The sequence below is a fragment of the Burkholderia sp. Bp8994 genome, from assembly GCF_003853805.1.
Lineage (GTDB): Bacteria > Pseudomonadota > Gammaproteobacteria > Burkholderiales > Burkholderiaceae > Burkholderia.
Genome location: NZ_QTQH01000023.1, coordinates 60,101 through 81,970, shown reverse-complemented (window position 1 = coordinate 81,970; position 21,870 = coordinate 60,101). Strand labels below are relative to the sequence as shown.

General features: G+C 67.1%; 22 protein-coding genes. 16 read left to right on the top strand and 6 right to left on the bottom strand.

Features of this window, described 5'->3' with window-relative positions; all coding sequences use genetic code 11:
• Positions 1 to 573: 573 nt before the first annotated feature.
• Complete coding sequence (gene pbpG, locus DIE04_RS24255; protein ID WP_044848196.1) at positions 574 to 1,725, top strand: D-alanyl-D-alanine endopeptidase; 1,152 nt, start codon at positions 574 to 576, stop codon at positions 1,723 to 1,725.
• 99 nt (positions 1,726 to 1,824) lie between these two features.
• Here pbpG and DIE04_RS24250 read toward each other — a convergent pair whose 3' ends face one another.
• Positions 1,825 to 2,634 carry an IclR family transcriptional regulator gene (locus DIE04_RS24250; RefSeq protein WP_124488314.1) on the bottom strand — a complete coding sequence of 270 codons (810 nt, stop codon included), beginning with the start codon at positions 2,632 to 2,634 and terminating at the stop codon, positions 1,825 to 1,827.
• A 182-nt stretch (positions 2,635 to 2,816) separates the two neighbouring features.
• On the opposite strand from DIE04_RS24250, the gene DIE04_RS24245 reads away from it, so the two are divergent.
• From DIE04_RS24245 to iscX, 12 genes are all read left to right on the top strand, one after another.
• Positions 2,817 to 3,539 carry a (Fe-S)-binding protein gene (locus DIE04_RS24245; protein ID WP_044848195.1) on the top strand — a complete coding sequence of 241 codons (723 nt, stop codon included), beginning with the start codon at positions 2,817 to 2,819 and terminating at the stop codon, positions 3,537 to 3,539.
• Positions 3,540 to 3,574: 35 nt separating this feature from the next.
• Positions 3,575 to 4,987 (top strand): lactate utilization protein B, encoded by a 1,413-nt coding sequence (locus DIE04_RS24240; RefSeq protein ID WP_044848194.1) that lies wholly within the window; start codon positions 3,575 to 3,577, stop codon positions 4,985 to 4,987.
• 127 nt (positions 4,988 to 5,114) lie between these two features.
• Complete coding sequence (locus DIE04_RS24235; RefSeq protein ID WP_124488312.1) at positions 5,115 to 5,342, top strand: hypothetical protein; 228 nt, start codon at positions 5,115 to 5,117, stop codon at positions 5,340 to 5,342.
• A 101-nt stretch (positions 5,343 to 5,443) separates the two neighbouring features.
• Entirely contained in the window at positions 5,444 to 5,926 is a 483-nt protein-coding gene (locus DIE04_RS24230) for a low molecular weight protein-tyrosine-phosphatase (RefSeq protein ID WP_124522154.1), read from the top strand.
• Positions 5,927 to 6,040: 114 nt separating this feature from the next.
• Complete coding sequence (gene iscR / locus DIE04_RS24225; protein ID WP_006760276.1) at positions 6,041 to 6,580, top strand: Fe-S cluster assembly transcriptional regulator IscR; 540 nt, start codon at positions 6,041 to 6,043, stop codon at positions 6,578 to 6,580.
• Between the two features lie 63 nt (positions 6,581 to 6,643).
• Entirely contained in the window at positions 6,644 to 7,867 is a 1,224-nt protein-coding gene (locus DIE04_RS24220; RefSeq protein WP_044848191.1) for an IscS subfamily cysteine desulfurase, read from the top strand.
• Between the two features lie 68 nt (positions 7,868 to 7,935).
• Positions 7,936 to 8,343 (top strand): Fe-S cluster assembly scaffold IscU, encoded by a 408-nt coding sequence (gene iscU / locus DIE04_RS24215; protein ID WP_009691729.1) that lies wholly within the window; start codon positions 7,936 to 7,938, stop codon positions 8,341 to 8,343.
• A 64-nt stretch (positions 8,344 to 8,407) separates the two neighbouring features.
• Positions 8,408 to 8,731 (top strand): iron-sulfur cluster assembly protein IscA, encoded by a 324-nt coding sequence (gene iscA / locus DIE04_RS24210; RefSeq protein WP_011885413.1) that lies wholly within the window; start codon positions 8,408 to 8,410, stop codon positions 8,729 to 8,731.
• A gap of 94 nt (positions 8,732 to 8,825) precedes the next feature.
• Entirely contained in the window at positions 8,826 to 9,353 is a 528-nt protein-coding gene (gene hscB / locus DIE04_RS24205) for a Fe-S protein assembly co-chaperone HscB (RefSeq protein ID WP_044848201.1), read from the top strand.
• 54 nt (positions 9,354 to 9,407) lie between these two features.
• The gene (gene hscA / locus DIE04_RS24200) at positions 9,408 to 11,276 is read left to right on the top strand and encodes a Fe-S protein assembly chaperone HscA (RefSeq protein WP_124522152.1); all 1,869 of its coding nucleotides are present in this window, start codon (positions 9,408 to 9,410) and stop codon (positions 11,274 to 11,276) included.
• A gap of 88 nt (positions 11,277 to 11,364) precedes the next feature.
• On the top strand, positions 11,365 to 11,706 hold the full coding sequence (fdx, locus tag DIE04_RS24195) for an ISC system 2Fe-2S type ferredoxin (protein WP_044848189.1): 342 nt from the start codon (positions 11,365 to 11,367) through the stop codon (positions 11,704 to 11,706).
• 44 nt (positions 11,707 to 11,750) lie between these two features.
• Positions 11,751 to 11,960 carry a Fe-S cluster assembly protein IscX gene (iscX, locus tag DIE04_RS24190; RefSeq protein ID WP_124522150.1) on the top strand — a complete coding sequence of 70 codons (210 nt, stop codon included), beginning with the start codon at positions 11,751 to 11,753 and terminating at the stop codon, positions 11,958 to 11,960.
• Between the two features lie 126 nt (positions 11,961 to 12,086).
• Here iscX and DIE04_RS24185 read toward each other — a convergent pair whose 3' ends face one another.
• The 5 genes from DIE04_RS24185 to DIE04_RS24165 form a co-directional block, all read right to left on the bottom strand.
• Positions 12,087 to 12,842: a glycine zipper 2TM domain-containing protein gene (locus DIE04_RS24185; protein WP_124522148.1), complete on the bottom strand. Its 756-nt coding sequence runs from the start codon at positions 12,840 to 12,842 to the stop codon at positions 12,087 to 12,089.
• Between the two features lie 345 nt (positions 12,843 to 13,187).
• Entirely contained in the window at positions 13,188 to 14,714 is a 1,527-nt protein-coding gene (lysS, locus tag DIE04_RS24180; RefSeq protein WP_124488307.1) for a lysine--tRNA ligase, read from the bottom strand.
• 75 nt (positions 14,715 to 14,789) lie between these two features.
• Positions 14,790 to 15,894 (bottom strand): peptide chain release factor 2 gene (prfB, locus tag DIE04_RS24175; protein ID WP_124488306.1). Its coding sequence is split into 2 segments (ribosomal slippage): positions 14,790 to 15,812 and positions 15,814 to 15,894, totalling 1,104 coding nucleotides; the frame shifts between segments, so codons are not numbered across the junction.
• A gap of 181 nt (positions 15,895 to 16,075) precedes the next feature.
• Complete coding sequence (gene recJ, locus DIE04_RS24170) at positions 16,076 to 17,773, bottom strand: single-stranded-DNA-specific exonuclease RecJ (protein WP_124522147.1); 1,698 nt, start codon at positions 17,771 to 17,773, stop codon at positions 16,076 to 16,078.
• A 10-nt stretch (positions 17,774 to 17,783) separates the two neighbouring features.
• Positions 17,784 to 18,860: a regulator gene (locus tag DIE04_RS24165; RefSeq protein WP_185500419.1), complete on the bottom strand. Its 1,077-nt coding sequence runs from the start codon at positions 18,858 to 18,860 to the stop codon at positions 17,784 to 17,786.
• Positions 18,861 to 19,006: 146 nt separating this feature from the next.
• On the opposite strand from DIE04_RS24165, the gene DIE04_RS24160 reads away from it, so the two are divergent.
• From DIE04_RS24160 to DIE04_RS24150, 3 genes are all read left to right on the top strand, one after another.
• A complete protein-coding gene (locus DIE04_RS24160; protein WP_044848183.1) occupies positions 19,007 to 20,260 on the top strand; it encodes a lipoprotein-releasing ABC transporter permease subunit in 1,254 nt (417 codons plus the stop codon).
• Positions 20,253 to 21,011 (top strand): lipoprotein-releasing ABC transporter ATP-binding protein LolD, encoded by a 759-nt coding sequence (gene lolD / locus DIE04_RS24155; RefSeq protein WP_081051465.1) that lies wholly within the window; start codon positions 20,253 to 20,255, stop codon positions 21,009 to 21,011. The genes DIE04_RS24160 and lolD overlap by 8 nt, the downstream gene beginning before the upstream one ends.
• A 64-nt stretch (positions 21,012 to 21,075) precedes the next feature.
• Positions 21,076 to 21,864: a TatD family hydrolase gene (locus tag DIE04_RS24150; protein WP_044848181.1), complete on the top strand. Its 789-nt coding sequence runs from the start codon at positions 21,076 to 21,078 to the stop codon at positions 21,862 to 21,864.
• Positions 21,865 to 21,870: the final 6 nt, after the last annotated feature.

The following is a 21,870-nucleotide window of genomic DNA, read 5'->3' as shown; positions in this document are numbered from 1 at the left end:
CAACGCAGCAATGAGTCATATTTTAGGGCAGAGAAAAGTCTTGTCAAGCACTTTTTGTGCATTGCACAATCACGACAAATTATCGATAAAACAACGGGTTATCGCGGCCGGTTCGGAATCGGTTTCAGACGTGTTCCCACATGGTGCGCACTTGGCCGGGGCAGGCGCGCCGCACCGTGATCATGCACAGGTAAACCTGACAGGCATGTGGAACGTTATGCTTCTGTTCCTGTCGAAAAGCGCGCCGTTTCGCGATGCGCATGCCGTGGCGATGTGCCGCCGCCGCGGTCAAGACCGGTGCCTGGTACACCGAACGCCGGATACGTACTTTCCCCGCTTTAATTCGTCGCCAAAGTGACGTTATCTCAATTAACCGCGTGGTAATTCGGGAGACGGGTACTGTCGGGCGGCGCATCCCATGAATTTTTTCGATGGGAGCGCGAGGGTTGATCGAGTCATCGTTGGTCGACCCTTACATTCCGGTTTAACGACGATCGGTAAGTGCCTAATATTGCTCTTTTTTTCAGCTTTAACTACACTTGCGGAAACCCCGCCCGCTTTGTCCAGACCCCAATGAAAGCCGAATCGTTTTCACCGCGCAGATTGTTGCAGAGCATGACGCTCGGCACGGCTGTGTCGGTCGCCGTCGCCTTGCTGGCGACCGCCGCGTCCGTCGCGCCCGCTGACGCCTTTGCCGCCACTGCGAAGACCCACCAGGCCGCCAAGAAAGCCGCTTCCACTTCTTCGGAAAAGAAGCGGACGGTGAAGGCCGCCTCCGCGAAATCCGCCAACGTCGCGTCGGCCGATGCGCCGAAGGCATCGCGCAAGCGCGCGACGCTCGCGTCGAACGTGCACGGCCATCGCGGCGCGGTGCGCAAGGTCGCGTTCCAGCCGCGTCGCCCGACGGTCGGCCAGGCATTCGGCCTGCACGACACGCCGGACGCGCTCGCGCTGCGCTCGAGCGTCGCGTACGTCGTCGACCAGAACACCGGCGAGCCGCTGTTCGACAAGAATTCGCTCGCCGTCGTGCCGATCGCATCGATCTCGAAGCTGATGACGGCGATGGTCGTGCTCGACTCGAAGTCACCGATGACCGACCAGATCGAAGTCACCGACGAAGACCGCGACTACGAGAAGGGCACGGGTTCGCGCCTGTCGGTCGGCTCGGTGCTGTCGCGCGAGGACATGCTGCACATCGCGCTGATGGCGTCGGAAAACCGCGCGGCCGCCGCGCTGTCGCGCTACTACCCGGGCGGCCGTCCGGCGTTCATCGCCGCGATGAACGCGAAGGCGAAGTCGCTGGGCATGAACGACACCCACTTCGAGAATTCGACGGGCCTGTCGAGCTCGAATGTGTCGAGCGCACGCGACCTCGTGAAGATGGTCAACGCGGCGTACCAGTACCCGATGATCCGACAGTTCTCGACCGACCGCACGTACGACGTCAATACGGGCAAGCGCAACCTGGTCTACAACAGCACGAACGCGCTGATCCGCGGCAACGGCTCGTGGGACATCGGTCTGCAGAAGACGGGTTTCATCAACGAGGCGGGCGAATGCCTCGTGATGCAGGCGACGATCCATGGCCGGCCGATGGTGATGGTGCTGCTGGATTCGTTCGGCAAGTATTCGCGCTTCGCCGACGCGGCACGCCTGCGCAACTGGCTCGACGCCGGCGGCGGCGAGCGCCTGACGGCCGCCAATACGGCGAACGGCGGCACCTGAGCGTGTCACGGCGGTTCGCGCCGTGCCGATCGCCGCAAAGAAAAAGCCCCGCGATGCGGGGCTTTTTTTCATCTGGCGCCATGCGGCGGGCGGCGCGGCTCACGCGTGCCGTTGCAGCCCTTCGGCATCCTTCGTGGGCGCGGGCCGGTAGCCGAGCGATTCCGAGATGGTCAGCGCGGTGCGGCTCAGCTGGCCGAGCCACGCGTCCTGCAGGCGGTCCGCCGGGGCCGACAGCGACAGGCCCGCGACGAGCTTGCCCGAGTCGTCGTAGATGCCGGCCGCGATGCAGCGCACGCCCAGCTCCAGTTCCTCGTTGTCCCGCGCGCACGATTGCTGGCGCACGAGTGTCAGCTCGCGCTCGAGCTTCGCGATGTCGGTGATGCTGTTCTGCGTATGGCCGGACAGCCCGGTGCGCGTCGCATAGGCGCGCACGCGCGAGGTTTCGTCGACCGCGAGAAACAGCTTGCCGACCGACGTCAGATGCAGCGGCGCGCGGCCGCCGATTGCGCGGACGACCTGCATCCCCGAGCGCTCGGAATACGCGCGCTCGATATAGACGATTTCGTCGCCCTGACGCACCGACAGGTTCACGGTCTGGCCGGTCAGGCGATGCAATTCGCGCATCGGCATCAGCGCAGCGTCGCGTACCGACAGGCGCGCCTTCACGAGGTTGCCGAGTTCGAGCAGCCGCATGCCGAGCCGGTAGGTGCCGGGATCGGAGCGGTCGACGAGGCGGCAGGTCACCATGTCGTTGAGGATGCGGTGTGCGGTCGACGGATGCAGCTCCGTGCGCTGCGCAAGCTCTTTCAGGCTGACGGGGTCGCTGTGCGCGGCGAGCGCGTCCAGCAGCCGCATCATGCGTTCGATCACCTGGATCGACGTTTTGGAATCCGGGGTGGGTTGGCTCATGTCGGGGGAGAATCGGTTGACGCGTCAAGCGGTGTTGCGTCGATTGTATCTCGTATCGTGAAAAAAGCGAACGCCGTTCGAGGAAGTCCTCGTTTCCGGCATCGCGCACTTGCGCGCGCGCCGGCGTTGGTCTTGCCGGCCAAACGGCGGATAATGAGAGCCGTTTTCTCGAAGGAGCGCGTATGCGAGTCGGTTTGTTCGTGACCTGCCTGGTCGACCTGATGCGTCCGGAAATCGGCTTTTCCGCGCTGAAACTGATTCGCGAAGCCGGCTACGAGGTGTTCGTGCCGCCCGCGCAAACCTGCTGCGGCCAGCCGGCCTACAACTCGGGCGACCGCGCGCTCGCACGGGATCTCGCCGAAAAGACGCTGCGCGAGTTCGAGCAGTTCGATTACGTCGTCGCGCCGTCGGGCTCGTGTGGCGGCATGATCCGCGCGCACTACGGCGACCTGTTCCGCGACGACCCCGAACTGATGGGGCGCTATGCGCGATTCCAGCAGAAAGTCTACGAACTGACCGATTTCCTCGCGAACGTCGCGAAGGTGACGCTCGCCCCCGGCGAATTCACGGGGCCCGTCACCTATCACGACTCATGCTCGGGCCTGCGCGAGCTCGGCGTGAAGGCGCAGCCGCGCGCGCTGCTCGCGCAGCGCGGCGTGGCCGTCACCGAGATGAAGGACTGCGAGCACTGCTGCGGCTTCGGCGGCACGTTCGCGGTCAAGTACGGCGACATTTCGGCGGCCATCGCGGACGAAAAGTGCGCGAACGTGCGCGCGTCCGGTGCGGGCGCCGTCGTGCTCGGCGATCTCGGCTGCATGCTGAACATCGAAGGGCGGTTGCGCCGCACGGGCGACCGCGACACCCGCGTGCTGCACGTCGCGCAGGTGCTGGCGGGCGACGTCTGACGCCCGGTTCCCGCTTACTTTTCCTCGATACCGCGATGCAAGTTCAATCGATGCATTTCAAGGCGCGCGCCGGCCAGAAGCTGGCCGACCAGCGCCTGCAGCAGAACCTGAAGAAGCTGTCGACGAAGTTCGTGTCCGCGCGCGCCGATGCGATGACCGCGATCGACTTCCAGGCGACGCGCGCCGCGCTGAAGGCGCGCCGCAACCGTGCGCTGGAGAACCTCGACGTGTGGCTCGAGGCGTTCGAGCGCGAAGCGACGCGGCGCGGCACGACGGTGCTGTTCGCGGAAACGACCGCGGACGCCGCGCGGCTCGTCGCCGACATCGCGCGGCGCCACGACGTGAAGAAGGTCATCAAGACGAAGTCGATGGTGTCCGAGGAAATGCGCCTGAACGCGGTGCTTGCCGAGATGGGCGTGCAGTCGATCGAGACGGACCTCGGTGAATACATCCTGCAGATCAACGACAACGAGCCGCCGAGCCACATCATCGCGCCCGTCGTGCACAAGGACAAGGACGAGATCGCCGACCTGTTCGCGCGCACGCACCACCGCGAGCGGCTGACCGAGATTCCGGACATGACGCGCGAGGCGCGCGAGGTGCTGCGCCCGCATTTCCTGTCGGCCGACATGGGCGTGACGGGCGGCAACTTCGTGATCGCCGAGACGGGGTCGGTTGCGCTCGTCACGAACGAAGGCAACGAAGGGATGTGCACGGTGATGCCGCGCGTGCATGTCGCGGTGACGGGCATCGAGAAGGTGCTGCCGACGCTCGAGGATCTCGCGACCGCGATGCGTCTGCTGCCGCGTTCGGCGACCGGCCAGAAGACCTCGAACTACTTCTCGGTGCTGACCGGGCCGCGCGGCCCCGGCGACGAGGACGGCCCGGAACACAACTACGTGGTGCTCGTCGACGGCGGCCGCACGGGCCTGATCGGCGGCGAATTCCAGGAGATGCTGCGCTGCATCCGCTGCGGCGCGTGCATGAACCATTGCCCGGTGTACCAGAAGGTCGGCGGGCACGCGTACGGATGGGTCTATCCGGGCCCGATGGGGTCGGTATTGACGCCGAGCTACGTCGGGATCGACCGTGCGCTCGACCTGCCGCAGGCCGCGACGCTGTGCGGCGAATGCGACAGCGTGTGCCCGGCCGGAATCCCGCTGTCGCACCTGCTGCGCACGCTGCGCGAGAAACAGGTCGAGCGGCACCTGCGGCCGTGGCGCGAGCGCGCCGCGCTCGCCGCGTGGGGCTTTGTCGCGCGCCGGCCGCTCCTTTACGCGCTGACGACCAAGCTCGCGGTACGGATCCTCGAGCGGCTGGGCGGCAACGGCGGCACGCTGCGGCGCCTGCCGATGATGGGTGGCTGGATGGACACGCGCGACATGCCGACGCCGACCGGCCGGACGTTCCGCGAACTGTACGCGGCCTCGCAAAGCCACCTGGGCTGACGACTGTTCATCGGGTGGCAACAGTGCGTTCGCTATTCATGTATTTATCTTGATAGGTGCGGTCTATAGAATCCTGCCTGTAGTCCCCGGAATCGGGTTTCGGGGCATGAGGTCAAGGAGCCGCATCATGAAAAAGACAATATCGATGTACTGGCCGCTGGCAATCGTCGTTCCGCTCGCCGCGGCCGCTTATCTGCACGCGATGGCCGACGCGCCGGCGAGTGGACCGATCGCCGTTCACCAGGCATCGGCCGAGCTCGCGCGCGCGGTGTCGTTCGGTCTGGTCGACGACGCGGCGACACCGTTGCCGGCCGCATCCGGCGACGTCGTGCTCGCCGCACCCAAGGCGCTGTAAGGCACGCCGCCGTCGCTTTGCGCGGCGGCGCGATTCCGGGCGCCTTTGTATAATGGCGCGTTGTTCTCCCGCGCGGCTCGCCGCGGCTTTCCGATAGTGCGATGACCCGCGTTGCGATCTGTTTCGTCTGTCTCGGCAATATCTGCCGTTCGCCCACTGCAGAAGGCGTGATGCGCCACCAGGTGGACGCGGCCGGGCTGGCCGACCGGATCGAGGTCGATTCGGCCGGTACCGGCGACTGGCACGTCGGCGAGCCGCCCGACACGCGCGCGCAGGCGGCGGCCCGCACCCGCGGCTACGACCTGTCGGCGCTGCGGGCGCGGCAGGTGAGCGCGGCGGATTTCGAGCGGTTCGACCTGCTGCTGGCGATGGACGAAGCCAATCTCGCGGAATTGCGGCGGCGCTGCCCGCCCGGGCATCGCGACAAGGTGCGCCTCCTGATGGAATTCGCGCCGGGCGCGGCCGGGACCGAAGTGGACGATCCTTATTTCGGCGGCGCGCAGGGCTTCGAACAGGTGCTCGACCAGGTCGAGCGCGCGTGCGCGGGCCTGCTGGACACCCTCCGGAGCGGTACCGCACGCTGATCGTGGGGTATTCAGCGGTCTGCGAATACCCTGTCGAAGACATGGATACTTGACTAAAAACGTCAAATATTTATACTTGACCAAAATCGTCAAGATTGCAGTCCCCTAGACACCATGAGACTCACCACCAAAGGCCGTTTCGCCGTCACGGCGATGATTGACTTGGCACTGCGCCAGGAGCAGGGCCCGGTGACGCTTGCAGGCATCAGCCAGCGCCAGCGGATTTCGCTCTCGTATCTCGAACAGCTGTTCGGCAAGCTGCGCAGGCATGAAATCGTCGAATCCGTGCGCGGCCCGGGCGGCGGCTACAACCTCGCGCGTCGCGCGCAGGACGTCACCGTCGCCGACATCATCATCGCGGTCGATGAACCGCTCGACGCCACGCAGTGCGGCGGCAAAGGCACGTGCGACGGCTCGAAGCAGCCCGACGGCCATTGCATGACGCACGAGCTGTGGTCGACCCTGAACCAGAAAATGGTCGAATACCTCGATTCGGTATCGCTGCAGGATCTCGTCGATCAGCAGCGCGCACGCGAGGGTGCGCCCGCGGTGCTGCGCGACCGGCGCGCGCCGGAGCCCGCCGCGGCGCCGGCCGAACCGGTGCGCACGATGCCGCTCGGTCCCAATTCGGTGTTCAACATCGCGAGTTCGTGAGCGCGAACGCGCCGCACACCCCATAACGCACATAGTCCCTGCACAGAATACCCGGAGCGACAGATGACCCAAGAGACTCTCCACCTGCCCATCTACATGGATTACAGCGCGACGACGCCGGTCGACCCGCGCGTGGTCGACAAGATGGTGCCGTACCTGCGCGAGCAGTTCGGCAACCCGGCATCGCGCAGCCACGCGTACGGCTGGGATGCCGAGCGCGCGGTCGAGGAAGCGCGCGAACAGGTGGCTGCGCTCGTGAACGCGGATCCGCGCGAGATCATCTGGACGTCCGGCGCAACGGAATCGGACAACCTTGCGATCAAGGGTGCCGCGAACTTCTACAAGGGCAAGGGCAAGCACATCGTCACGGTGAAGACCGAGCACAAGGCCGTGCTCGACACCTGCCGCGAGCTCGAGCGCGACGGCTTCGAAGTCACCTATCTCGACGTGAAGGAAGACGGCCTGATCGACCTCGACGTGTTCAAGGCCGCGCTGCGCCCGGACACGATCCTCGTATCCGTGATGCACGTGAACAACGAGATCGGCGTGATCCAGGACATCGAGACGATCGGCGAGATCTGCCGCGAGAAGGGCATCGTGTTCCACGTGGACGCCGCACAGTCGACCGGCAAGGTCGAGATCGACCTCGCGAAGCTGAAGGTCGACCTGATGTCGTTCTCGGCGCACAAGACCTACGGCCCGAAGGGCATCGGCGCGCTGTACGTGCGTCGCAAGCCGCGCGTGCGCATCGAAGCGCAGATGCACGGCGGCGGCCACGAGCGCGGCATGCGTTCTGGCACGCTGGCGACGCACCAGATCGTCGGCATGGGCGAAGCGTTCCGCATCGCGCGTGAAGAAATGGCGACCGAGAACGAGCGCATCCGCATGCTGCGCGACAAGCTGCTGCGCGGCCTGTCGCAGATCGAGGAAACGTACGTGAACGGCGACATGGAGCACCGTGTCCCGCACAACCTGAACATCAGCTTCAACTTCGTCGAAGGCGAGTCGCTGATCATGGCGATCAAGGACGTCGCGGTGTCGTCGGGCTCGGCTTGCACGTCGGCGTCGCTGGAGCCGTCGTACGTGCTGCGTGCACTCGGCCGCAACGACGAACTCGCGCACAGCTCGATCCGCTTCACGGTCGGCCGCTTCACGACGGAGCAGGACGTCGACTTCGTGATCAACCTGCTGAACAGCAAGATCGCGAAGCTGCGCGAACTGTCGCCGCTCTGGGAAATGCACCAGGAAGGCATCGATCTGTCGACGATCGAATGGGCCGCACACTGAACACCGCATTGAATACATTCGCGGGCGGATTTGCGCACGCAGACGTAACGAGTCAAGGAGTTTGAGTCATGTCATACAGCAACAAGGTTCTGGATCACTACGAAAACCCGCGTAACGTCGGTTCGTTCGCGAAAGACGACGACGCGGTCGGCACGGGCATGGTCGGCGCGCCGGCCTGCGGCGACGTGATGAAGCTGCAGATCCGCGTCGGCGCGGACGGCGTGATCGAAGACGCGAAGTTCAAGACGTACGGTTGCGGCTCGGCCATCGCGTCGAGCTCGCTCGTGACCGAGTGGGTGAAGGGCAAGACCCTCGACGAGGCACTGTCGATCAAGAACACGCAGATCGCCGAAGAGCTGGCCCTGCCGCCGGTGAAGATTCACTGCTCGATTCTCGCGGAAGACGCGATCAAGGCAGCCGTGGCCGACTACAAGAAGCGCCACGACACCAAGGAAGGCGATCAGGCAGCAGCCTGAGCGGCATCGAGCGGCTTGTGAAGGATCGCGGCGGGCCCGGGTGGCGCGCCGCGGCAAGGACATCATGGCAATTACACTGACCGAAAAAGCAGCACAGCACGTCCAGAAATACCTCGTCCGTCGCGGCAAGGGTGTGGGCCTGCGGCTTGGCGTTCGCACGACCGGGTGCTCGGGGCTCGCGTACAAGCTCGAGTATGTCGACGAGCTGGCTCCCGAGGATCAGGTGTTCGAGAGCCATGGCGTGAAGGTCGTCGTCGACCCGAAGAGCCTCGCGTACATCGACGGCACCGAGCTCGACTTCGCACGCGAAGGCCTGAACGAGGGGTTCAAGTTCAACAACCCGAACGTGAAGGACGAGTGCGGCTGCGGCGAATCGTTCCGCGTGTGACGCGGGTTTCCGCGCGATGCGGGCAAGAGGCGGCACGGGCCGCCTTTTTAATGTGCGGCGTTTGCCGCGCGACGAACCGGAATTGAACGCGACGATGGTTTCGCTGAAAGACAGCCACTTCGATCTGTTTCACCTGCCGGCGCAATTCGCGCTCGACGAGACGGCGCTCGACAGCGCCTATCGCACGGTGCAGACGCAGGTGCACCCGGACCGCTTCGCGGCGGCCGGCGACGCGCAAAAGCGCATCGCGATGCAATGGGCGACCCGTGCGAACGAAGCCTACCGCACGCTGCGCGATCCGCTGAAGCGCGCGACCTATCTGCTGTCGCTGCGCGGCGTCGACATCGGTGCCGAAAACAACACCGCGATGGAGCCCGCGTTCCTGATGCAGCAGATGGAGTGGCGCGAAGGCATCGAGGATGCCGCGGCTGCCCGCAACGTCGACGCGCTCGATGCGCTGCTCGCCGAGCTGCGCGACGAAAAGCGCGTGCGCCTCGAGCGCCTCGGCACGCTGCTCGACAGCGCGGCCGACCAGGCCGCCGCCGAGGCCGTGCGCCAGCTGATGTTCATCGAACGGGTCGCGTCGGAAGTGGGCGCGCAGATCGAGCGCCTCGAAACTTAACCGCGTGCCTCGCGGCACGCGCAGCAAACGGGCCGAGCGCCCGAACGAACCAAGATGGCTTTACTGCAAATTTCCGAACCGGGCATGGCGCCGGCGCCGCACCAGCGGCGACTCGCTGTCGGGATCGATCTCGGCACGACGAACTCGCTCGTCGCGGCCGTGCGCAACAGCGTGCCCGAAGTGCTGCCGGACGAAGCGGGCCGCGCGCTGCTGCCGTCGGTGGTCCGTTATCTGGAGAAGGGCGGCCGCCGCATCGGTCACGAAGCGAAGGAGCAGGCCGCGACCGATCCGCGCAACACGATCGTGTCGGTCAAGCGCTTCATGGGCCGCGGCAAGGCCGAGGTCGAAGGCGCGGCGAACGCGCCGTACGAATTCGTCGATGCACCCGGCATGGTGCAGATCCGCACGATCGACGGCGTGAAGAGCCCGGTCGAAGTGTCGGCCGAGATTCTCGCGACGCTGCGTTACCGTGCGGAAGACACGCTCGGCGACGACCTGGTCGGCGCGGTGATCACGGTGCCCGCGTACTTCGACGACGCGCAGCGCCAGGCGACGAAGGACGCCGCGCGCCTCGCGGGCCTCAACGTGCTGCGCCTGTTGAACGAACCGACCGCGGCTGCGATCGCCTACGGTCTCGACAACGCGGCCGAAGGCCTCTACGCGGTGTACGACCTCGGCGGCGGCACGTTCGACCTGTCGATCCTGAAGCTGACGAAGGGCGTATTCGAAGTGCTGGCCGCGGGCGGCGATTCCGCACTCGGCGGCGACGATTTCGACCACGCGCTGTTCGGTCACGTACTTGCGCAGGCCGGCATCGACCCGAAGGCGCTCGCGCCCGAGGACGTGCGCCTGCTGCTCGATCGCGTGCGCGTGCTGAAGGAAGCGCTGTCGTCCGCGCCGCAGGCGTCGCTCGACGTGACGCTGTCGACCGGTGCACACCTCGTGCAGACGATCTCGCACGACACGTTCGCCGCGCTCGTCGAGCCGCTCGTGCAGCGTACGCTGACGCCGACCCGCAAGGCCCTGCGCGATGCGCAGGTGAGCCCGGCCGACATCAAGGGCGTCGTGCTGGTCGGCGGCGCGACGCGCATGCCGGTGATCCGCGAGGCGGTCGCGAAGTATTTCGGCCAGCCGCCGCTCGTCAACCTCGATCCGGACCAGGTCGTCGCGCTCGGCGCGGCGATCCAGGCCGACCTGCTCGCCGGCAATCGCGGCAGCGGCGACGACTGGCTGCTGCTCGACGTGATCCCGCTGTCGCTCGGCGTCGAGACGATGGGCGGTCTCGTCGAGAAGATCATTCCGCGCAATTCGACGATTCCGATCGCGCGTGCGCAGGAATTCACGACCTTCAAGGACGGCCAGACCGCGATGGCAATCCACGTCGTGCAGGGCGAGCGCGAGCTCGTCGCCGACTGCCGCTCGCTCGCGCGCTTCGAGCTGCGCGGCATCCCGCCGATGACGGCCGGTGCGGCGCGCATCCGCGTGACCTACCAGGTCGATGCGGACGGGCTGCTGTCGGTGTTTGCGCGCGAGCAGCATTCGGGCGTCGAGGCGTCGGTCGTCGTGAAGCCGTCGTACGGCCTCGCCGACGACGACATCGCGAAGATGCTCGAGGACAGCTTCAAGACCGCCGAGATCGACATGCGGGCACGCGCGCTGCGCGAAGCGCAGGTCGAGGCCGAGCGGATGATCGAGGCGACGCAGGCGGCGCTGGCGGCCGACGGCGAATTGCTCGACGACGCCGAACGCACGCAGGTCGACGCGCTCGTCGCGGCGCTGCGCACGATCGCGCAGGGCGACGACACGGACGCGATCGAGACCGCGACCAAGACGCTGGCCGACGGCACCGACGAATTCGCGGCGCGCCGGATGGACAAGAGCATCAAGCGCGCACTGTCGGGCCGCCGCCTCGACGAGATCTGAACGAACGAACTGCATGCGGGCCGGCGACGGCCCGCACGATATTGAACCGTGCGGCGCCAGCCGCCGCACCCTGACTGACGGAACGGACATGCCTCAACTGGTGGTGCTGCCTCACGTCGAACTGTGCCCGGACGGCGCAGTGATCGACGCGACGCCCGGCAAGAGTATTTGCGACAACCTGCTCGACCACGGGATCGAGATCGAGCATGCGTGCGAGAAGTCGTGCGCGTGCACGACCTGCCACGTGGTGATCCGCGAGGGCTTCAACGATCTCGAGCCGTCCGAGGAGGACGAAGACGACCTGCTCGACAAGGCATGGGGCCTCGAGCCGACATCACGCCTGTCGTGCCAGGCGATCGTGAAGGAAGATTCGGACCTGGTGGTCGAGATCCCGAAGTACTCGATCAACCACGCGAAGGAAAATCACTGACGGATCGGCGGGGCGGACTCGCCACGTATACGGGAGAGCAGGCCATGAAATGGACCGATTCGCGCGAAATCGCCATCGCGCTGGCAGAGAAGCATCCGGACGTCGATCCGCAGCGGGTCAATTTCGTCGACCTGCGCCAATGGGTCATCGAGCTGGACGGCTTCACCGACGACCCGGCGCACTCGGGCGAGAAGATCCTCGAAGCGATCCAGGCCCACTGGATCGACGAATCGGACTTCGACGACGAAGACTGAGGTTCGCGCCGACGCCCGCACCGCGTGGCGCCGGCAACGCTCCCGCAAAAGGAAAAGGCTCGTGACGCGTCACGAGCCTTTTTCATTTCCGCGCGGCGCAAGAGCCGCGCGGCGATTCGTCATGCATTACGAGCCGACCAGCGTGCCGTTCTCGATCCGCACGCGCTGGCCCTGGCCGAACGGCGGCGGGTTGTGGTACGTGAACGTGCGCGTCGCGCCGCTTTCCATCTGGACCTGCACCTGGTAGTCGGTTTCCGCGCGCACCTGCTTCTCGACCTGGTTGCCGGCGAGACCGCCGCCGAGCGCGCCGATGATCGTCATCGCGGTGCGGCCGTTGCCGTGACCGAACTGGTTGCCGAGCAGGCCGCCGGCCGCTGCGCCGCCGACCGCGCCGATCCCCGAGCTCTGGCCCGGCGTGCGCGTCTGCGTGATCGCGACGACCGTGCCGCAGGTCTGGCAATAGGCCGGCTGCGCGGGTGCGGACGGCTGTTGCGCGTATTGCGGCGGTTGCGGTGCCGGCGTATGGCGGTGGTGCGTGGCTGCCGGGCGCGGCGCGGGCCGCGGCTCGGCTTGTGCCGCAGCTGCTTTCTCAGCAGCGGCTTTCTCGGCCGCAGCCTTCTGCGCGGCCTGTTCGGCTGCCTGCTGCTGCGCTTGCGCGGCGAGCGCGGCGCTGGCTGCCGCGGCCGTATCGACGGCCGGCTGCGACGCGATCAGCGCGGCCTGGGTCTGGCCGTTCTGCGCGTTGTTGCTGCTGGCCTTCGGGAAGATGCCCGTGATCGCGGCAGTGGCGGCGAGGCTGGCGACGATGACGGCGCCTGCGGCGGTCGCGATGAGCGGGTGCAGGCGTTGCTTTTGCGGCGTGGTTTGATTCTGGTTGTCCATTTTCTTCTCCGGTGTCGACCCGGTTTCGCACGTTGGCGCTGGCCGGATCCCACGCTCGGGAGCGAGCAGACTTGGCGTTCCGGCGCCTCGTTCTGGTCCCGTGGTCATGCGTGGTGACGCAACAGGAGTGTCGTCCACGAGCGAGCGGCGCACCGTATCAAGGTGTAACGAATTGCAGCGCGGGATCGGCGTTTGCTACAGGGAAAACCCGGAGAAGGCCGTCGCGACGAGGGAATAAAACGGGGGAGGATCGAAAACCGGTGAACGCCGGCAGGCGGGATTTACGCGTGGTTACAAAGCTGACGCGTGCGCGCCGCAGGGCGCGGCGCACACGCTGGCACGCCGTCAGTCTTCGCGGCGCAGGTGCGGGAACAGCAGCACGTCGCGGATCGTCGGGCTGTCGGTCAGCAGCATCACGAGACGGTCGATGCCGATCCCGCAACCGCCCGTCGGCGGCATCCCGTGTTCGAGCGCGCGGATGTAGTCGGCGTCGAAGAACATCGCTTCCTCGTCGCCGGCATCCTTCTGCTCGACCTGCTTCTTGAAGCGCGCGGCCTGGTCTTCCGGATCGTTCAGCTCCGAGAAGCCGTTCGCGATCTCGCGGCCGGTCATGAACAGCTCGAAACGCTCGGTGATGCCCGGCACCGTGTCCGACGCGCGTGCGAGCGGCGACACTTCGACCGGGTAGTCGATGATGTAGGTCGGCTCCCACAGCTGCGATTCGGCGGTTTCCTCGAACAGCGCGAGCTGCAGCGCGCCGATGCCGGCGTTCAGGAAGGCCGGCTGCGACACGTCGACGCCGAGGCGCTTCAGTTCGGAACGCAGGAACGCGTCGTCCGACAGCTGGCCGTCGGTGTACTGCGGCGCGTACTTTTGGATCGCCTGCGTGATCGTCAGGCGGTGGAACGGCTTCGCGAGATCGAGCTCGCGGCCCTGGTACTGGATCGTCGCGGTGCCGAGCGCATCGATCGCCGCCTGGCGGATCAGCTGCTCGGTGAAGTCCATCAGCCAGCGGTAGTCGGTGTACGCGGCGTAGAACTCCATCATCGTGAATTCCGGGTTGTGGCGCGGCGACACGCCTTCATTCCGGAAGTTGCGGTTGATCTCGAACACGCGTTCGAAACCGCCGACGATCAGGCGCTTCAGGTACAGCTCCGGCGCGATGCGCAAGAACATCTGCATGTCGAGCGCGTTGTGGTGCGTGACGAACGGCTTGGCCGCGGCGCCGCCCGGGATCGGGTGCAGCATCGGCGTCTCGACTTCCATGAAGTCGGCGTTGTCCATGAACTTGCGGATCGACGCGATGGTCTTGGTGCGCGCGCGGAACGTGTCGCGCGTTTCCGGCGTGACGATCAGGTCGACATAGCGCTGGCGATAGCGCATTTCCTGGTCGGCGAGGCCGTGGAACTTGTCCGGCAGCGGACGCAGCGCCTTCGACAGCAGGCGCAGTTCCTTGCACTGGACCGACAGCTCGCCCTTGTTGGTGCGGAACAGCACGCCGCGTGCGGCGACGATGTCGCCCAGGTCCCACTTCTTGAATGCGTCGTAGGTTTCCGCGCCGACGTCGTTCGGCGTCACGAAGAACTGGATCTGGCCCGAACCGTCCTGCACCGTCGCGAAGCTCGCCTTGCCCATCACGCGCTTGAGCATCATGCGGCCGGCGACCGACACCTCGACCGGGTTCGCTTCGAGCGCGGCCTTGTCCGAGTCGGCGAATTTCACCTGGAGATCGGCGGCGTGATGCGTCGGCCGGAAATCGTTCGGATAGGCGACGCCTTGCTCGCGCAGTGCGCGCAGCTTCTCGCGGCGCTCGGCGATGATCTGGTTTTCGTCCGCCGCGACGGCGGGCTGCGTTTGGGTCGGTTCGGTCATGATGGTCGGAATTCGGAGTGGGTGCGGCAACGCAACGGGAAGGGCGGCGCGACCGGAGGGGCCGCGCCGCGGCGCTTACACGCCCTGTTTGAGGCTCGCGCTGATGAAGTCGTCGAGATCGCCGTCGAGGACGGCTCTCGTGTTGCTCATTTCGACGTTCGTGCGCAGGTCCTTCACGCGGCTCTGGTCGAGCACGTACGAACGGATCTGGTGGCCCCAGCCCACATCGGTCTTGCTCGATTCGAGCTTGTCCTGTTCGGCCTGGCGCTTGCGCATTTCGACTTCGTACAGGCGCGATTTCAGCATCGCCATTGCTTCGGCGCGGTTGCGGTGCTGCGAGCGGTCGTTCTGGCACTGCACGACGATACCGGTCGGCATGTGCGTGATCCGCACCGCGGAGTCGGTCTTGTTGATGTGCTGGCCGCCCGCGCCCGATGCGCGGTACGTGTCGATGCGCAGGTCGGCCGGGTTGATCTCGACTTCGATCGAATCGTCGATTTCCGGATAGACGAACACCGACGAGAACGACGTGTGACGGCCGCCCGACGAGTCGAACGGCGACTTGCGCACGAGGCGATGGATGCCCGTTTCGGTGCGCAGGAAGCCGTATGCGTATTCGCCCGTGACCTTGACCGTCGCGTTCTTGATGCCGGCGACGTCGCCGTCGGACTCTTCGAGCACCTCGGCCTTGAAGCCCTTGCGTTCGCAGTAGCGCAGGTACTGGCGCAGCAGCATCGATGCCCAGTCGCACGCCTCGGTGCCGCCGGCGCCGGCCTGGATGTCGATGAAGCAGTTGTTCGGGTCGGCCGGGTTCGAGAACATCCGGCGGAACTCGATGTCGCCGACGCGTGCTTCGAGCTTCTTCGCGTCGTCTTCCGATGCGACGAGGGTGTCTTCGTCGCCTTCCTCGCGTGCGAGCTCGAACAGGTCGAGCGCATCGCGCAGGTCGCTATCGAGCGCCGTCAGCGTCGTGACGACGCCTTCGAGCAGCTTTTTCTCGCGGCCGAGCGCCTGGGCGTTCTTCGAATCGTTCCAGACGTTCGGGTCCTCGAGTTCCTTGTTGACTTCGGTCAGACGCGCAGCTTTGGCGTCGTAGTCAAAGATACCCCCGAAGCTCGCCCGCGCGGTTGCGCAGGTCGAGCAGGGAGCTTTCGATCGCGTTGAGACGTTCCGCTTCCATGATCGTTCGCTGTTCTTGCTTCGTAAAAAAGCGGAATTATAGCCGATCGGCAGGGTTTCCCGGTGACGCGGAGTGTGCTTGCGCGCGCGCCGCGGCCCCGTCCGGCGCGGCGCGCATGTGGTCCGCATGGTTCGCACATGGCCCGCGGGCGCCGCGGGCCGGGTGGCCGGCCGGTCGGCGCTCAGCCGGCCGCGTGTTCGACGATCAGCTGGACGCGCGTCACGCCGTTCCACGTGTCGGCCACGAGGCGGTACGCGATCAGCGCGCTCGCCGGCAGCGGCTCGGTGTGGTTGAACCAGATCGCGTTGAAGCGCTGGCGGCCGCGCGCCAGTTGCAGCTTCAGGTGCTTTTCCTTCACGAGCGACTGCGACACGACGTCGAATTCGCCGGAGAAAAGCGGGGCCGGAAAGCCCTGGCCCCAGACGGCTTCGTCGAGCAACCCGACGAACTGCGGCGTGAAATACGCTTCCTCGAGTTCGCCGTCGGTCTCGATCACGCGCGCCAGCGCGTCGTCGGACAGCCATTCGCGCGCGACGGCCTCGAACGCGGCCGCGAAGCGCGGCACGTTGTCGGTGTCGAGCGTGAGACCGGCCGCCATCGCGTGGCCGCCGAACGCGACGATCAGGTCGGGCTCGCGCTTCGACACGAGGTCGAGCGCATCGCGCAGGTGGAAGCCGGGAATCGAGCGGCCCGAACCCTTGACCCGCGTGCCGGCCTCGTCCGCATGCGCGAACGTGAACGACGGGCGGTGGAATTTCTCCTTGAGCCGTCCGGCGACGATGCCGATCACGCCCTGGTGCCACTCGGGATTGAACAGCGTGATCGTGCATGCGTCGGCCGGATCGACGTCGGCGAGATCGGCGAGCGCCTGCTGCTGCATGCCGGCCTCGATCTCGCGGCGCTCGCGGTTCATCACGTCGAGCTGCTGCGCGAGGTCCCACGCGCGGCCGATGTCGTCGGTGATCAGGCACTCGATGCCGAGCGACATGTCCGAGAGCCGCCCCGCAGCGTTCAGGCGCGGGCCGAGGCCGAAGCCGAGGTCGAAGCCCGATGCGGTGCGCGCCTCGCGGCCGGCGGCGCGGAACAGCGCGGCGATACCCGGCTGCATGCGGCCGTTGCGGATGCGCTGCAGCCCCTGTGCGACGAGCACGCGGTTGTTGCCGTCGAGCCGCACCACGTCGGCGACGGTGCCAAGCGCGACGAGGTCGAGCAGCCCGTCGAGACGCGGTTCGGTCTCCTTGCTCGCGAATGCGCCGCGGCGGCGCAGCTCGGCGCGCAGCGCGAGCAGCACGTAGAACATCACGCCGACGCCGGCGATGTGCTTGCTCGGGAACGCGCAGCCGGGCTGGTTCGGGTTGACGATCGCGCGTGCGGCGGGCAGCGCGTCGCCGGGCAGGTGGTGGTCGGTCACGAGCACGTCGATGCCGCGTGCGTTCGCGGCCTCGACGCCCGCGACGCTCGCGATCCCGTTGTCGACGGTGATCAGCAGGTCGGGCTTGCGCGCGGCCGCGAGTTCGACGATCTCGGGCGTGAGCCCGTAGCCGTATTCGAAGCGGTTCGGCACCAGGTAGTCGATTTGCGCGCCGAACATCCGCAGGCCGCGCACCGCGACCGCGCTGGCGGTCGCGCCGTCGCAGTCGTAGTCGGCGACGACCAGCAGGCGCCGCTGGTCGGCGATCGCGTCGGCGAGCAGCGCCGCGGCGTCCGCGCAGCCTTTCAGTTCGGTGGGCGGCACGAGGCGCGCGAGCGCCGTCTCGATGTCGGTCGGGGACTGCACGCCGCGCGACGCGTACAGGCGCGCGAGGACGGGATGCAGGCCGTGGCGCGCGAGCGCTTCGGCGTCGGCGGGCGCGACGGGGCGGGTAACGATCCGGGTCATACAGGTCGGGTTATTCGAACAGGGATGCCAGCGCGCGGCGGCGCCAGAACTTGCGCAGGTCGCCGCGCGTCGCTTGCAGCGTCACGGAGCTGGTGTCGCCGCACAGCGTGAAGTCGACGCCGGCCAGCTCGCCGTTCTGCAGCGCGGCGAGGGCGGGCGCGAACCAGTCGCGCTCGAGCGCGGCGAGCGCGTCGTGCCAGCGTGCCCAGTCCTGTTCGATGAACGGGGCGGACAGCGTGGGCAGCTCGACGAGCGTCGCGCCGGCGGCGGCGGGTAGTGCGCCGAATGCGGCCGGCACGGCGCCGGCCTCGGCCTGCGCCGCGCGCGCGAGGCCGAGCGCGGCGGGCGACACGGACAGCACGCGCGCGAACGGCTTGCCGACCGGCTTCAGCGTGCCCTGCGCGTGGAACCAGATCGAATTGACGGCGGGCAACCCGCGCGCTTCGCGCGCTTCGTTGACCGGATGCTGGAACCACGCCATCTGCACTTCGTTCTGCAGCTTCATCCACATCCGCGAGCGTTCGCCGGTGTGCGCCTCGTGCGGCAACCAGATCTCGATGTTGCGGCCGCTGGCGCGCAGCGGCGCGGCGCCGGCGAGGCGGGCGAGCTGCTCGCTGGACAGGTACCAGCGCGCCGGATGCGGCGCTTCCAGTCGCACGCCGAGCTCCTCGATCAGCGGGCGCGCGACCGCCAGCAACGCGGCGGCGTCGCCGTCGTCGAGCGCGAGGCTCGCCGGGTCGACGAGCACGAGGTGATCGTGCGCGATTTCGACGTGAACCGGCTCGACGCATGCCCAGGCCTGGGTGCCCGGGTCGCCGCCGTCCGCCAGCAGCATGTAGGGCGCGAGCGGTGCCTCGTCGGCGGCGTTGCCCTGGGTCGCGCCGAACCGGCGGGCCAGCCAGCGCTCGTGCGGCAGCGTGCGCTGGAAGTCCTCGCCGGCCACGCGCTCGACGAGGCTCGCGCGGGCGAGCAACTTTTCGAGCGCGGGGCTGTCCAGCGTGTGCAGGGACGAGGCCGCATCGGCCGCCGACGGCAGCGCGAACGGAACGAGAAAATGGAGGCGTCGGTCGTGCATGATGGTGCGCATTGTATGGCAAACTGCGCGCGTGATCGGGCCGGCTGACGGTCCGATTGGGCCCGATTGCGTCCGGCGACCGCTTTTTTCGACCGCGCCCCGGGCGGCGCTCCGGCCTCGGGCCGCCATCCCCGCCGTAACCAGCAGAAAGGATTCGCTTGAAACTTCCGTACGAATGGCAGATCGGCTGGCGCTACACGCGCGCCGGCAAACGCACGACCGGCAACGGCTTCATTTCCTTCATCGCGCTCGTGTCGATGCTCGGGATCGCGCTCGGCGTCGCGGCGCTGATCGTCGTGCTGTCCGTGATGAACGGCTTCCAGAAGGAAGTGCGCGACCGCATGCTGTCGGTGCTCGCGCACGTCGAGGTGTTCTCGCCGACCGGCTCGATGCCCGACTGGCAACTGACCGCGCAGGAAGCGCGCCGCAATCCGTCGGTGACGGGCGCGGCGCCGTACGTCGACGCGCAGGCGCTGCTCACGCGCCAGGACGCGGTGAGCGGCGTGATGCTGCGCGGCGTCGAGCCGTCGCTCGAACCGCAGGTGTCGGACATCGGCAAGGACATGAAGGCGGGCCAGCTCGCCGCGCTCGTGCCCGGCCAGTTCGGCATCGTGCTCGGCGACGCGCTCGCCGGCAACCTCGGCGTGACGGTCGGCGACAAGGTCACGCTCGTCGCTCCCGAAGGCACGATCACGCCGGCCGGGATGATGCCGCGGCTCAAGCAGTTCACGGTCGTCGGCGTGTTCGAGTCGGGCCACTACGAATACGACAGCACGCTCGCGATGATCAACATCCGCGACGCGGAGGCGCTGTTCCGGATGGCCGCGCCGACCGGCGTGCGGCTGCGGCTCACCGACATGCAGAAGGCGCCGCAGGTCGCGGTCGAGCTGTCGCATACGCTGTCGGGCAGCCTGTACATCCGCGACTGGACCCAGCAGAACAAGACCTGGTTCTCGGCCGTGCAGATCGAGAAGCGGATGATGTTCATCATCCTCACGCTGATCATCGCGGTGGCAGCGTTCAACCTCGTGTCGTCGCTCGTGATGACGGTGACCAACAAGCAGGCCGACATCGCGATCCTGCGCACGCTCGGCGCGCAGCCGGGCTCGATCATGAAGATCTTCGTCGTGCAGGGCGTGACGATCGGCTTCGTCGGCACCGCATCGGGCGTCGCGCTCGGCTGCCTGATCGCGTGGAGCATTCCGTGGCTGATCCCGATGATCGAGCACCTGTTCGGCGTGCAGTTCCTGCCGCCGTCGGTGTACTTCATCAGCGAGCTGCCGTCCGAGCTCGTCGCGGGCGACGTCATCAAGATCGGCCTGATCGCGTTCGTGCTGTCGGCCGTCGCGACGCTCTATCCGAGCTGGCGCGGCGCGAAGGTGAAGCCGGCGGAGGCGCTGCGCTATGAATGATCGCGCGACCGCATTCGCGGATTCACGACAACCCATCAGACAGGACTCGGCAGGTATGCAGGAATACGTGCTTCAGGCGCGCGGGATCACGAAGGCGTTCGTGCAGGGCGGCTTCAACGTGCAGGTGCTCAACAACACCGAGCTGACGGTGCGGCGCGGCGAGAAGCTGGCGGTCGTCGGCGCGTCGGGCTCCGGCAAGAGCACGCTGCTGCACGTGCTGGGCGGCCTCGACGAACCGAGCGCGGGCGAAGTGTCGCTGCTCGGCAAGCCGTTTACGCAGCTCGCCGAGCGCGAGCGCAACGAGCTGCGCAACCGCGCGCTCGGCTTCGTCTACCAGTTCCATCACCTGCTGCCGGAATTCACCGCGCTCGACAACGTCGCGATGCCGCTGCGCATCCGCCGGATGACGACCGAGGACGCGCGCGCGCAGGCACAGGCGATGCTCGAACGTGTCGGTCTCGGCCCGCGTGCGAAGCACCGGCCGGGCGAGCTGTCGGGCGGCGAGCGGCAGCGCGTCGCGATCGCGCGCGCGCTGGTGACGAAGCCGGCCTGCGTGCTCGCCGACGAGCCGACCGGCAACCTCGACGGCACGACGGCCGATACCGTGTTCAACCTGATGCTCGAATTGTCCGAGACGCTCGAAACGAGCTTCGTGATCGTCACGCACGATCCCGAGCTCGCCGCGCGCTGCGACCGCATCATGCGCCTGCGCGACGGCGTGCTGCACGAGGAGCCGGCGCTGCCGGTGTGAACGAACGCCTCCGCCGTGCCGCCGGACGAGTCCCGGCGTTGCGGCGGGGCGCAGGAAAGCCGCCATGTGGATCGATACGCATTGCCATCTCGATGCCGCCGAATTCGACGCCGACCGCGACGCGGTCACGCAGGCGGCGCGTGCGGCCGGCGTGTCGCGCATCGTGATTCCGAGCATCGGGCGCGACAACTTCACGACCGTGCGCGAACTGGCGCAGCGCACGCCGGGCGCGGTCTATGCGCTCGGCATCCACCCGATGTATACGCCGCACGCACGCGACGAGGATCTCGACCGGCTGCGCATGGAGATCGAGGCGAGCCTCGACGATCCGCGCTTCGTCGCGATCGGCGAGATCGGGCTCGACTACTTCGTGCCGGGGCTCGACGAAGCGCGGCAGCAATTCTTCTACCAAGGGCAGCTCAAGCTCGCGCGGGAATTCGACCTGCCGGTGCTGTGCCACGTGCGCAAGTCGCAGGACCGCGTGCTCGCCGGGCTGCGCCGCTTCGGCGTGCGGCGCGGCATCGCGCATGCGTTCAACGGCAGTTTCCAGCAGGCCGACGCGTATCTCGCACAGGGGCTGCATCTCGGTTTCGGCGGCAACGTGACGTTCGGACGCGCGTTGCAGATCCGCCGGCTCGCCGCGCAGTTGCCGCTCGACGCGATCGTCGTCGAGACCGACGCGCCCGACATCGCGCCCGAATGGGCGTACAAGTCCCGCAATGCGCCCGACCAGGTGCCGCGCATCGGTGCCGTGCTCGCCGAGCTACGCGGGATCGACGCGCACGCGCTGTCCCTATCCACAACGGCTAACGCGCTCGCCGCGCTGCCGCGACTCGCCCTTTCGTCCGCATAATCGTTG